14 protein-coding genes are annotated in these 11,768 nt (G+C 74.3%); 4 read left to right on the top strand and 10 right to left on the bottom strand.

Annotated elements, in window-relative coordinates; all coding sequences use genetic code 11:
• Positions 1 to 389 (top strand): DUF6328 family protein (locus RIF68_RS12610; protein WP_309051296.1); only part of this gene is annotated, 389 nt, incomplete at its 5' end.
• An 80-nt stretch (positions 390 to 469) separates the two neighbouring features.
• Here the strand turns inward: RIF68_RS12610 and RIF68_RS12605 are convergent.
• Positions 470 to 1,048, bottom strand: coding sequence for a Type-2Aa cytolytic delta-endotoxin (locus RIF68_RS12605; RefSeq protein WP_309051295.1), 579 nt, complete (start codon positions 1,046 to 1,048; stop codon positions 470 to 472).
• A 129-nt stretch (positions 1,049 to 1,177) separates the two neighbouring features.
• Positions 1,178 to 1,963: a LysR family substrate-binding domain-containing protein gene (locus tag RIF68_RS12600; RefSeq protein ID WP_309051294.1), complete on the bottom strand. Its 786-nt coding sequence runs from the start codon at positions 1,961 to 1,963 to the stop codon at positions 1,178 to 1,180.
• Between the two features lie 63 nt (positions 1,964 to 2,026).
• Between RIF68_RS12600 and RIF68_RS12595 the strand changes: the two genes are divergently transcribed.
• The 3 genes from RIF68_RS12595 (at position 2,027) to RIF68_RS12585 (ending at position 4,371) form a co-directional block, all read left to right on the top strand.
• Positions 2,027 to 2,425 (top strand): DUF5997 family protein, encoded by a 399-nt coding sequence (locus RIF68_RS12595; RefSeq protein ID WP_309051293.1) that lies wholly within the window; start codon positions 2,027 to 2,029, stop codon positions 2,423 to 2,425.
• Positions 2,426 to 2,511: 86 nt separating this feature from the next.
• Entirely contained in the window at positions 2,512 to 3,465 is a 954-nt protein-coding gene (locus tag RIF68_RS12590) for a universal stress protein (RefSeq protein WP_309051292.1), read from the top strand.
• A gap of 105 nt (positions 3,466 to 3,570) precedes the next feature.
• A complete protein-coding gene (locus RIF68_RS12585; protein WP_309051291.1) occupies positions 3,571 to 4,371 on the top strand; it encodes a VOC family protein in 801 nt (266 codons plus the stop codon).
• Positions 4,372 to 4,431: 60 nt separating this feature from the next.
• Here RIF68_RS12585 and RIF68_RS12580 read toward each other — a convergent pair whose 3' ends face one another.
• From RIF68_RS12580 to RIF68_RS12545, 8 genes are all read right to left on the bottom strand, one after another.
• Complete coding sequence (locus tag RIF68_RS12580) at positions 4,432 to 4,626, bottom strand: hypothetical protein (RefSeq protein WP_309051290.1); 195 nt, start codon at positions 4,624 to 4,626, stop codon at positions 4,432 to 4,434.
• 118 nt (positions 4,627 to 4,744) lie between these two features.
• Positions 4,745 to 5,374, bottom strand: a complete 630-nt coding sequence (locus RIF68_RS12575; protein ID WP_309051289.1) for a hypothetical protein — start codon at positions 5,372 to 5,374, stop codon at positions 4,745 to 4,747.
• Entirely contained in the window at positions 5,371 to 6,042 is a 672-nt protein-coding gene (locus RIF68_RS12570; protein WP_309051288.1) for an ATP-binding cassette domain-containing protein, read from the bottom strand. Before RIF68_RS12570 ends, RIF68_RS12575 begins: the two co-directional genes overlap by 4 nt.
• Positions 6,035 to 7,045, bottom strand: coding sequence for an ABC transporter ATP-binding protein (locus tag RIF68_RS12565; RefSeq protein ID WP_309051287.1), 1,011 nt, complete (start codon positions 7,043 to 7,045; stop codon positions 6,035 to 6,037). Before RIF68_RS12565 ends, RIF68_RS12570 begins: the two co-directional genes overlap by 8 nt.
• The gene (locus tag RIF68_RS12560; protein WP_309051286.1) at positions 7,042 to 7,878 is read right to left on the bottom strand and encodes an ABC transporter permease; all 837 of its coding nucleotides are present in this window, start codon (positions 7,876 to 7,878) and stop codon (positions 7,042 to 7,044) included. The genes RIF68_RS12565 and RIF68_RS12560 overlap by 4 nt, the downstream gene beginning before the upstream one ends.
• Complete coding sequence (locus RIF68_RS12555) at positions 7,871 to 8,863, bottom strand: ABC transporter permease (protein WP_309051285.1); 993 nt, start codon at positions 8,861 to 8,863, stop codon at positions 7,871 to 7,873. Before RIF68_RS12555 ends, RIF68_RS12560 begins: the two co-directional genes overlap by 8 nt.
• Positions 8,860 to 10,491 (bottom strand): ABC transporter substrate-binding protein, encoded by a 1,632-nt coding sequence (locus tag RIF68_RS12550; RefSeq protein WP_309051284.1) that lies wholly within the window; start codon positions 10,489 to 10,491, stop codon positions 8,860 to 8,862. Before RIF68_RS12550 ends, RIF68_RS12555 begins: the two co-directional genes overlap by 4 nt.
• 114 nt (positions 10,492 to 10,605) lie before the next feature.
• Positions 10,606 to 11,682: an acyl-CoA dehydrogenase family protein gene (locus RIF68_RS12545; RefSeq protein ID WP_309051283.1), complete on the bottom strand. Its 1,077-nt coding sequence runs from the start codon at positions 11,680 to 11,682 to the stop codon at positions 10,606 to 10,608.
• Positions 11,683 to 11,768: the final 86 nt, after the last annotated feature.

Genomic DNA, 11,768 nt, shown 5'->3' with positions numbered 1-11,768 from the left:
TGGCGCAGACGGGTGTGCAGATCCTCTTCGGCTTCCTGCTCGCCGTGGTCTTCCAGCCGCGCTTCTCGGACCTGGGGTCGGTGGACAGGACGATCTACGTCGTCACGGTGTTCTGCGGGGCGGCGGCGACCGGGGCGCTCATCGGGCCCGTGTCGCTGCACCGGCTGGTGTCGGGGCGGCGGCTCAAGCCGGTGGCGGTCAGGTGGGCGGCGCGGCTCACGGTGGTCGGCCTGGTGCTGCTGTACCTGACCATGGCGTCGGCGTTCCTCCTGATCATGCGGATGGCACTGCACGACGCGCTGGCGCTGTGGCTCGTCGCGGTGATGGCCCTCTGGTTCGCGCTCGTCTGGTTCGTGGTGCCCCTGATCACGGTCCGCAGCCGGCGCTGACACCGGGGCCGGGACGCGGGGGGCGTCACGTACGGCGGGGTCCGGCCCGGGACGGCGGGCCGGCAGGGCGGTTCAGCGGTTCAGGCGGCGAGGCCCAGCGGCTGGCGGAGCACCACGGCGTTCAGGCGGACGGCGAAGGCGGCGGTGTCGGCCGGGCCGAGGGCGAGGACCCGGTCCTTGGGCAGGTGCAGGGTGACGTCCACGCAGAAGGCGAGGGCGTGCAGGGACTCCCCCGCCGTCTCGTCGCCGAGGGCGAAGAACAGGTCCCGGTAGAAGCGGGTGCGCTCCGGCGTCTCCTCGTAGAAGGACAGGCCCGGCTGCCCGAGCTGTGCGCCGAGGTCCGTGAAGGCCTCGGTCAGCTCGCGCTCGACGGTCTCCCAGAAGCGGGCGTCCGCGTACTCGGCCGGGAGGGCCTGGCGCACGGCCTCCTTGAGGGAAAGGACCATGACCAGCAGCGGGGCGTGCTCCTGGAGCCCCCAGCCGCGGACGGTCCGCACGACGGTGCTGTCGGGGACGGCCTCGGCGGCCTGCCGGATCGCCTCGAAGTCGAAGTCGACGGTCGCCGGGGCGATCGCCTCCTGGAACAGCCGGTCGACGGACCGGGCCTGGTCGAGGTGGTCGGGACCCACCTCGATGACGGTCCTGAAACTGGCGGCCAATGTTCCTCCTGGGTGCGTTCGATGACAGGAGGGGTCAGTATGCCGAGGCCCGCCGCCCCGGGACACCGGCCGTCCGCCGTACGGACGGTCCCGGCCCCGCCGCGACGGCGGCCGCGCCCGGAACGGGGGTCAGGAACGACGGCGGGGCTTGCCGCCGCGGCCCCGGGAGGCGGCGCCACCGGCCCCGCGGCCCCCGGTGGCCGGGCGTCCGCCGGTGCGCGAAGCGCCCGCTCCGGACCGCCCGCCGCCCTGCGGTTTCTTGGGGGTCTTCTCCGCCTTGCGGCCCTTGCTCTCCTCCGCCCGCCGGCCCCGGGTGCTGTTGACGGTACGGCCGCGGACGATCCCGATGAACTCCTCCACCAGGTCGGGCGCCTCCTCCGCCGCGGGCCAGGACAGCGCCACCCGCGACTGCGGCACGTCGTGGAGGGTGCGGTACGTCAGGTCCTTGCGGTGGTGGAGGCGCGCCAGCGACTGGGGGACGGCGAGCACGCCGATCCCGGCGGCGACCAGCTCGATCGCGTCGCCGGTGGTCGCGGGGCGCTCCAGGGCCGGGCGGCCCGGCGGGCGCTCCCAGCCCAGGGTGTCGTCGAGCGGGTGCAGGACCAGCTCGTCGGCGAGGTCCTCGGGCGACACCTCCTCCGCCGCGGCGAAGAGGTGGTCCTTGGGCACGACGACGACCGTGGTCTCCGTGTAGAGGGGGATCGCGCTGAGGTCGTCCCCGTCGACGGGCAGCCGCAGCAGCGCCGCGTCGGCCCTGCCGTCCCGGAGGACGCCGAAGGCCTCGGCGGGGGTCACCCCGAGAAGGGTGAGGGGGACGTCGGGCAGGCGCTCGTTCCAGATCCGCACCCACTTCGAGGGCGTCACTCCCGGGACATACGCGAGCCGGAACGAGGGGGAAGCTTCCGAGCCTGTCACCCCGCCAGGTTACCGGTAGCGGCCGTGGTCGGAAGTCGGCCACATGCTCGATACCCTGGAGGCATGACGTCGCACCAGAACGCCCAGACGATGAAGCCCGCCACCGCGGCGAAGAAGCTGGGTGTGTACCTCGAGGCCACGCCCGCCGCATTCCAGGAGGGTGTCGTCTCGCGCACCGAGCTCAACGAACTCCAGGCGAACCCGCCGGCCTGGCTGCAGGAGCTGCGACGCAACGGACCGCACCCGCGCCCCGTGGTCGCGGCGAAGCTCGGCGTCTCCATCGCGGGTCTCGCCCGCGGCGGGATCACCGAGGCGCTCACCACCGAGCAGATCGAGGCCCTGAAGCAGGAGGCCCCGGAGTGGCTCGTGAAGGAGCGCGCCACCCAGGCCGAGGTCCGCAAGGAGAACCTCCGCATCAAGGAGCGCAACGAGCAGCGGGCCCTGCGCGAGCAGAACGCCTGATCCTCCCCGGCGTCCCGGTGGTCCTGCCGGGGGGCTTCCCCGGTGTCCCGGCATGGGGGGCCGCGGGACGAGGGAGTGATGGGCCCATGAGCGATTCCCGCACTCCCCCAGGACCGCCCGCCTCCGGCGCGCCGGTCCTGGTCGGCGTCGACGGCTCCGCGCACGGAACGAGGGCCCTCGAGTGGGCCCTGGGCGCGGCCACCGCCCTCGGGGCGCCCCTGATCGTGGCCCACGTGCGCCCCGAGGGCGTGCCCGCGCCTGGCCGGGGCGTCTCCCCGGGCACGGGCGCCCCGCGCCCGGACCCCGTCCTGGACGCCGCCCGCGCCCTGGTGGAGGAGCGCGGCGCCGCCGTGCCGGTGCGCTGCACGTCGCTGGACGGCTCCGTCACCGACGCCCTCCCGGCGGCGGCCCGGGGCTGCCGGCTGCTGGTCACCGGCGCGCGGGGACGCGGCGGTTTCGCGAGCCTGCTGCTCGGCTCCACCAGCCGCTCGCTGGCGGCGACGGCGCCCTGTCCCCTGGTGGTGGTGCCGCACGAGGCGCGGACGGCCGTGCCGGGGACGGAGGCGGGGGCGGGGCGGGTGCTCCTCGGCCTGCATCCCGAGGAGACGCCGGACGAGGTGGTGGAGTTCGCCTTCGAGGCGGCCCGGCTCCGCGGCGTACCCCTGGAGGCCGTGACCGTGCTGCGGCTGCCGGCGGTCCCGGCCGCGCTCCTGGTGGCTCCGGTGCCGGTGCTCCAGGTGCCGGGGCCGCTGCCGGAGGAGGACGACTCGGAGCTGATGCTGCGGGAGACGGAGCGGGAGCAGGAAGCCCGGCTGCGGCCGTTCGCCGAGCGGTGGCCGGAGGTCGAGCTGCGTCCGGTGGTGGCACCGGGTGACGCTGCGGGGCGGCTCGTGGACGGGTCGCGGGACGCGGCCCTGCTGGTCGTGGGCCGTCACCACCGGCACCGTTTCGGCTCCCTGCTGATCGGGTCGGTGGCGCACGCGGTCCTGCACCACGCGCACTGCCCGGTCGCGGTGGTTCCGCCCGTGCCCGAGGCGTGAGCCGCCGGGGCCGGTCGCGCGTCACCGCGCGGGGCGGGCCGGGCGTGGCTAGCGTGGCTCTCAGGAACGTCTCCTCGTCATCGAACGGAAGAGAGAGTCACCGTCATGGCCGCACGACCTGAGGGCACACCGATCTGGACCGACGCGATGTTCACCGACGCGGAGGGCGCCAAGGCGTTCTACGGTGACGTGCTCGGCTGGACCTTCGGGGAGTCCTCCTCGGAATTCGGGAACTACACGCAGGCGTACCGGAACGGCAAGGCGGTCGCGGCCGTCGTCCCGCCGATGCCGGGCCAGGACGCCCCGCCGCAGTCGGCCTGGTGTCTGTACTTCGCCTCGGACGACGTCGCCGCCACGGCGGAGAAGATCCGCGCGGCGGGCGGCACGGTGCTGATGGAGCCGATGCAGGTGAGCGATTTCGGCTCGATGTGCCTCGCGCAGGATCCGACGGGCGTCACCTTCGGCCTGTGGCAGCCGGGCACCCATGAGGGGTTCGAGCTGGAGGGCGAGAGCGGCTCGTACGTCTGGGCCGAGGTGTTCACCCGGGAGCCGGAGCGGGCCGACGCCTTCTACACCTCGGTCTTCGGGTACGGCTCGAAGAAGATCAAGGACGAGAACATGGAGGACTACCGGGTCTTCGACCTCGGCGAGGGCCCCCTGCTCGGCCGGATGGTGATGACGGCGGACGACTTCCCGCCCGAGGTCCCGGCGTACATCCAGGTCTACTTCGCCGTCGACAACTGCGACAAGACCGTCGAGGCGGCCGAACGGCTCGGCGGGCGGAAGGTGTTCGGCCCGATGGACAGCCCCTTCGGCCGGTTCGCCGCGATCGTGGACCCGCAGGGCGCCGCGTTCGCCGTGATCGACGTGCGGACGACGGTCGGCGAGATGCCGGAGATGGTCTGACACGGCCGCCCGCCGACGGGGCCGCTCGCCGTACGGCGGGCGGCCCCGTCGCCGTGGCGGTCAGGGCCGGAGGCTGGAGACCACGTCGGCGGTGGCCGCCACGCCGTTGTGGATGGTGGGCGCCATGCTCGTACCGGCGAGGAAGAAGCCGAGCAGGAGGCAGACGAGGGCATGGGTGGCCTTCAGACCACCGCTCCGCAGGAAGACCACGGCCAGGATCAGCAGCAGCACCACGACAGAAATGGAAACGGCCATCGCTCTCACGTCCCTCCGTCGCCGCACCGGAATTGCGGCGTTCGGCGGACAGTGTGGCGGAATGTACGGTCCGTCCGGATGTGCGGCGGGGCGGCCATACGGGTGAGATTGCCCGGAATCAGCCGGGGAAGGCCCGGAAGGTCTCCCGGATGGTCGGCCGGCGGACCGCTTCGAGCTCCGGATCGGCAAGCAGGTCCGCGATCAGGGCGCGGCTGCCGAAGACCTCGGTGGCGTTGAGGTCCCAGTCGGACAGGACGTGCCAACTGCCGTCCGCCGCCCACCAGGTGGCCGGGAAGACGTCGGCCGGCCGGGCCGCCCGGTGGGCGGGGGCGTCGCCGAGCCGGCCGCGCCAGGCGACCAGCGTCCCGTCGGTGGAGACGGGTGCCTGGGCGGCCCCGCACCAGGTGGCGAGCCCGTCGGCGGAGTGGCGCGCGAGGTGGGCGACAAGCCGGTCCGACGTCACGGAGTCGGCCTCGGCGTCGCTGGGCCCGTCGAGGTCGTCGGCTCCTTCGACGCCTTCGAAGACCAGGTACGAGGGGGTGAGCCGCCAGTCCGCGAAGCGGCGGCCGGCCCGGGCGAGGACGTCGTCCCAGCGGAGCCGTACCGGACCGGCGTGGATGGCGTGGAGCAGCCAGCAGTGGTCCTCGAAGCCGCCGCGCGGCTCCAGGCCGCAGTCGGCGTGGGTGAGGGCGGTGCGCAGCCCGTCGAGCGGGTCGTCCTCGGCCGCGCGCGTCCAGGTCCCGGTCACCGCTCGTCCCCTCCCGTCAGGCAGTCCTTCCACTCCACCGTACGGTCGCACCAGCGCTCCAGCAGGACCCGGTCGTGGCCCACGGCGAGGAGGCCGGCGCCGGTCCCGGCGCGGTAGGTCTCGACGGCGGCGACGAGCGCGGCCGTGGTGGAGGCGTCGAGCATGGCGGTCATCTCGTCGCAGATCAGCCAGCGGGGGCGGAGGCTGAGCGCCCGGGCCAGGCAGGCGCGCTGGAGCTGGCCGTCGCTGACGGCGTGCGGGCGGCGGGAGAGCAGTTCGGGGGTGAGGCCGACGGTGGGGGCGAGGTCGGCGACGCGCGCGGCGGCCTCGGCCCCGCGGCCGGTGGCGCGCAGCGGTTCGGCGATGAGGTCGGCGAGGGTGAGCCGGGGGTCGGCGGCGGTGCGCGGCTGCTGGAAGACGACGCCGACGGCGGTGCGCAGTTCGCGGGGGGCGCGGTGGCGCCAGGCGCGGATCTCCGTGCCGTCGAGGACGTAGCGGCCCGCGTCGGGACGGTGGAGGAGGGCGGCGACCCGGGCGAGGGTGGACTTGCCGCAGCCGCTGGGGCCGAGGAGGCCGACGGACTCGCCGGGGGCGAGGGTGAGACGGGCGCCCCGGAAGACGGGTGCGCGGCGGTCGTATCCGGCGGTGATGCCGTTCAGTTCAAGCACGGGGGTGCTCCGGGTGGTGGCAGGCGACCGCGGCGCGGGGCTCGGGGCGGGTGCCGCAGAGGTCGGTGGCGCGGGGGCAGCGGGGGGCGAAGGCGCAGCCGTCGGGCAGGGCCGTCAACTCCGGCGGCATCCCGGGGATGGGGGTGAAGGCCCGCTCGGGGAGGGCGTCGAGCAGGCCCCGGGCGTAGGGGTGCCGGGGGCCGGCCGGGCCGAAGAAGCGGTGGGCGGGTGCGGTCTCCACGATCCGGCCCGCGTACATGACGGCGACCCGGTCGGCGATGCGTTCGGCGGCGGCGAGGTCGTGGGTGATGAGGAGCAGCGCGCGGCCCTCGTCGACATGGCGGCGCAGTTCGTCGGCGGTGCGGTCGACGAGGTCGCGGTCGAGGCCCGTGGTGGGTTCGTCGGCGAGGAGGAGTCGCGCGTCGCCGATGAGGGCGAGGGCGGTCGCGGCGCGCTGGGCGAGGCCGCCGGAGAGTTCGTGCGGGTGGCGGTCGAGATGGGTGGCGGGGAAGGCGGCCCGTTCGGCGGCCTCCTCGGCGCGGGCCCGCCGCTCGCGCCGGGGGACGCCGGTGAGGGCCCGTACGGTCTCCTCCAGGTGGGCCCGTACGGTGCGGACCGGGGTGAGGTGGGCGGCGGGGCTCTGCGGGACGAGGCCGACGCGGCGTCCCCGTACGGTGCGGGCGAGGGTCTTCTCGCCGGCGGCCAGCAGGTCGGTGGGCCCGGTGCCGTCGGGGCCGGCGAGCAGGGCCGTGCCGGTGGTCTCGGCGTTCGCGGGCAGGAGGCCGAGGAGGGCGGAGGCGAGGACGGACTTGCCGCAGCCGCTCTCGCCGACGAGGGCGAGGCACTCCCCCGGCACCAGGTCGAGGTCGGCGTCGCTGACGGCGTCGACGGTCCGGCCGCCGCTCAGGCGGAAGCGGACGGTGAGGCCGCGGACGCTGAGGAGGGCGGTCCCGGCGCGTTCCGCGGTGACGGCCTCCAGGGCACGCAGGACGTTCCCGGTCACAGCATCAGCTCCGATCGGCGGCGCGGGTTGAGCCGGTCGCGCCAGACTCCGGCGAGTCCGGCGATGGCGAGGGTCGGGACGATGAGGAGGAGGCCGGGGAAGAGGGTGGGCCACCAGTCACCGGCGAGCAGCGAGGAGCGGGCGGTCTGCACCAGGTTGCCGAGGCTGGCCTGGTGGCTGGGGAGGCCGAGGCCGAGGAAGGAGAGCGCGGACTCGTGCCACATGGCGTGCGGGACCATGAGGACGGCGGCGAGACCGGCCTGCGGGAGGACGGCGGGCAGCAGGTGCCGGACGGCGACGCGGCGGCGGGAGGCCCCGCCGGAGATGGCGGCGTCGACGTAGGGCCGGGAGCGCAGGGAGAGGACCTCGGAGCGGACGATCCGGGCGGTGGAGAGCCAGTGGGTGACCGCCACGGAGACGATGACGGGCCAGACGCCGGGCCGGAACAGGGCGACGACGAAGATTCCGAGCAGCAGGTGCGGCACGGAGGAGAAGGCGTCCACGAGCCGCATCAGGCCCCGGTCGAGCCGGCCGCCGAGGGCGCCCGCCGCCGCGCCGACGGCGGTGCCGATGACGGTGGCGACGAGGGCGGCGACGAGGCCGACGAGCAGGGAGATCCGCAGGCCGTAGACGCAGCGCAGCAGCAGATCGCGGCCGAGGTCGTCGGTGCCGAAGGGGTGGTCCCAGGACGGCGGCAGGAGCTTGGCGGACAGGTCGACGGCCTGTTCGTCGAGCTGGGCCAGCGGGGGGACGAGAAGGACGGCGAGGAGGACGGCGCCGACGGTCACGGCGGAGGTCCACAGTCGCAGGCGGTGGGTGCGCGGGTCAGCCATCGAAGCCCACCCTCGGGTCGGCCAGTCCGTAGAGGAGGTCGGAGAGGAGGTTGCCGAGGAGGACGGCGGCGGTGGCGAGCACCGTGAGCGCGGCCAGCAGCGGGAAGTCGACGGAGGTGGCGGCCTGGACGGTGGCGGCGGCGATGCCGGGCCAGCTGAAGACGGTCTCCACGAGGAGGGCTCCGGTGATGAGCTCGGGGACGCGGGAGCCGATGAGGGTGAGCATCGGCAGCATGCCGGAGCGCAGGGCGTGGCCGGTGAGGACGGTGCCCTCGCCCAGGCCGCGGGCGCGGGCGCCGCGTACCGGGTCCTCGTCGAGGGCGTCGCCCACGCCCTGGCGGACGTACAGGAAGAACCAGGGCAGCTGGGAGATGCCGAGGACCAGGGCGGGCAGCACGAGGTGGCGGGTGACCTGGCCGAAGGTGACGGTGTCGCTGGCGGTGTCGGTGAGGCCGCCGGCGGGCAGGGCGCCCAGCTTCAGGGCGAAGAACCAGATGGCGAGGAGCCCGAGCCAGAAGGCGGGGGCCGCTTCCAGGGTGTACGCGAGGGAGCTGACGGTCCGGTCGATCAGGCCGCCGCGGCGGCGTCCGGCGAGGACGCCGAGGGCGGTGCCGAGCGCGATGGCGACGAGGAAGGCGGTGGCGGCGAGGAGGACGGACCAGCCGAGGCGCTCGGTGATGACGTCGGCGACGGGGCGGCGCATGACCGAGGAGTCGCCGAGGTCGCCGGTGAGGGCGGAGGTGAGCCATTCCCACCAGCGGGTGAGCAGGGGCCGGTCGACGCCGAGGTTGGCCCGGAGCTGGTCGAGGTTCTCCTGCGAGGCGGTGAGTCCGGCGGTGCCCGCGTAGGCCTTGACGGGGTCGAAGGGGGAGGCCTCCGCGACGGCGAAGACCGCGAAGGTGACGGCGAGGAGGACGGGGACGGCGGCGAGGGCGCGCCGTCCCGTCATCCGGGCCATGGCCCCCCAGGGGAGGCGGCGCTTCACTTCTTCGTGTCTCCGGTGCTCTTGGGCTTCCAGGCCTCGACGTTCCACCAGGGGCCGGCGGCCAGGCCGTGGTCGTGCGGCTCGACCTGGGTGGTGAGCGGGGCGCCCTTGGCGCCGGAGGTCCAGGAGTCGTTCACGACGTAGAGGTGGTCGATGTGGGTGAGGAAGGTGTAGCCGGGATTCTTGACGAGTTCGCGCTGCACGGTGTCGTAGGCGGCCTTGCGCTTGGCCGGGTCGTCGGTCCTGCGGCCCTCGTCCAGGGCCTTGTCGACGGTCTTGTTGTCGTACCAGGCCATGTTGTTGAAGCCGTCGCCGGCGAGGGAGGACTTCAGGAGGAGGTACTGGTCGAAGTCGGGGTCGCCGGGCGAGCCGCCGCCGGCGAGGACGGCGTCGGTCTTCATGCGGGGTTCGATGACCTCCCAGGTGCCGGCCTGGGTCTTGATCTCGACGCCGGCCTTCTTGGCGTCGGAGGCGTAGGCGAGGGCGTGGTCCTGCCGGAGCTTGTCGCCGGAGAGGTACCAGAGGGGGAAGGAGGCCCGGACGCCGTTCCTGACGCGGATGCCGTCGGGGCCGGGCTTCCAGCCGGCCTCGTCCAGGATCTTGGCCGCGCCGGCGAGGTCGTGGCGGCGCTCGGTGCCCCGGGCGAACCAGGGGCTGTCGGTGGGGACGGGGCCGTAGGCGGGCTTGCCGGCGCCTTCGAGGATCTTGTCGACCATGGCCTGGCGGTCGACGGCGATGTCCAGGGCGCGGCGGACGGCGGTGTCGCCGGTGACGGGGTGATGGGTGGGGAGGGTGACGGTGCGGTAGTCGTAGGTCTTCGCCGCGTACGTCTTCTTCCCCTTGTCGGCCGCGAAGCCGGCGGCGAGGTTGGGCGGCAGGATGGCGCCGTCGAGGTCGCCGGCGCGCAGCCGGGTGGCCCGGACGTCATCGTCCTTGATGATCGCCATGGTGAACTTCTTCACCGCGGGGGCGCCGTTCCAGTAGGACGGGTTGGCCTTGAAGGTGAGCTTCTCGCCCTTGGACCAGCCGGTGAGGACGTAGGGGCCGGTGCCAATGGGCTTGGTGGTGAAGGCGCCCGTGTTGACGTCCTGCTTCGCGGCGACGTGTTCGGGCGCGATGGCGTGGACGGTGCGCTCGGCGAAGGGCGCGTAGGGGTACTTGAGCCGGAAGACGACGGTGTCGTCGCCGACCGCCTCGACGCTCTTGAGGGCGTCGAGTTCGGTGCGCGAGGGGTTGTTCGTCCTCGGGTCCAGGATCGTGCGGTAGGTGAAGACGACGTCCTTGGCCGTGAAGGGCACACCGTCGCTGAAGGTGACGCCGTCGCGGAGGGTGTAGGTGTAGGTGAGGCCGCCGTCGCTGATGTGGGGGAGCTTCGCGGCGAGGGCGGGCCGCAGCTTCATGTCGGCGTCGAAGGCGAGGAGCCCGTCGAAGATCTTGGAGTTGCCGTCCTTGCCGTAGCCGAGGAGGGGGCTGAGGGTCTCGGGCTCGTAGGCGATGCCGACGACCGCCGAGTCCTTGGGGCCGCCGGTGCCCCCGGCGGGGCCGGGGTTCGTGCAGGCCGCGGCGCCCAGGGCGAACGCCCCGGTGAGTATCGCGGCGGTCGCGCGGCGAACGGATCGGGCGGCCATCGTGTCCACACCCCTTTTGGAGATCAACTGTTATTGCGAACAACATGCAATTAAACAGTATGTAAAGGGGTGCGGACAGAGGGGCCCCTTACCGGGGCCTGCGGGCAGGCTCCGTCAGCGGGGCGCGGGGAGGTCGGCCAGGGCGGCGAGGGCGTCCTGGTGGCGGCCGGGCGAGCCGAAGGTGAGCTGATCTGCCTTGGCCCGCTTGAGCGCCAGGTGGGCGGGGTGCTCCCAGGTCATGCCGATGCCGCCGTGCAGCTGGACGCACTCCTCGGCGGCCCGGACGGCCACCCGGGAGCAGTGGGCCTGGGCGACCGCGACGGTGAGCGGGGCGTCGGGCGCGCCGGTGGCGAGCGCGTCGGCGGCGGCGCGGGCGACCGCACGGGCGCCGACGACGTCCAGCCACAGCTGGGCCATGCGGTGCTTGAGGGCCTGGAAGGAGCCGACCGGCCGGTTGAACTGGTGCCGCTCGCGGGTGTGCCGCACGGTCTCCTCCAGGCACCAGGTGGCCAGGCCGAGCTGCTCGGAGGCGAGGAGTCCGGCCCCGGCCAGCAGGCCCCGCCCGATCGCGGCGGTACCGGCCTCGGGCCCGGCGAGCCGGGTGCCCGTGCCGGGACCGGTGGTGACGCGGGCGAGCGGCCGGGTGAGGTCGAGCGGCGTGAGCGGCTCGACGACCGCCTCCGCGGCCGGGACGGCGTGGAGGCCGTCGGCGCGCGGGACGAGCAGGACGTCGGCGGCGGTGGCGTCCGCGACGCCGGTGACCGCGGGGCCGTAGGGGGGCTCGCCGCCGGGGGCGGTGGTGAGGGGGACGGCGAGGACGGCGACCGTACGGCCGCCCGCGAGGCCGGCGAGCAGTTCCGCCGCCGTGTCGCTCCCCCCGGCGAGGGCGAGCAGGGTCTCGGTGGCGACGACCGCGCTCGTCAGGTACGGCACGGGGGTGACCGCGCCGCCCAGCTCCTCCAGGACGACGGCCGCCTCGCGGTGGGTCGCGCCCTGCCCGCCGAGCTTCTCGGGGACGAGCAGGCCGGCGGCGCCGATGTCGGCCGCGAGGGACTTCCAGAGCCCGGGGAGGTACGGGTCGTCCGTCTCGATCCGGTCGAGCACGGCCCGGTGGCCTGCCCGGTCGGCGAGGAGGGCGCGGACGGCGGCGCGCAGGTCGTCCTCGGTGTCGGAGTAGAGGAGGTCGGTCATCGGGCCAGGTCCTTCCAGGCGACGTCCTTGTCGTTGCGGGGCTCGGGCGGCAGTCCGAGGACCCGTTCGGCCACGATGTTGAGGAG

It is taken from the genome of Streptomyces sp., assembly GCF_031178505.1.
GTDB classification, from domain to species: domain Bacteria; phylum Actinomycetota; class Actinomycetes; order Streptomycetales; family Streptomycetaceae; genus Streptomyces; species Streptomyces gulbargensis.
This window is presented reverse-complemented; position numbering and strand designations above follow the sequence as displayed.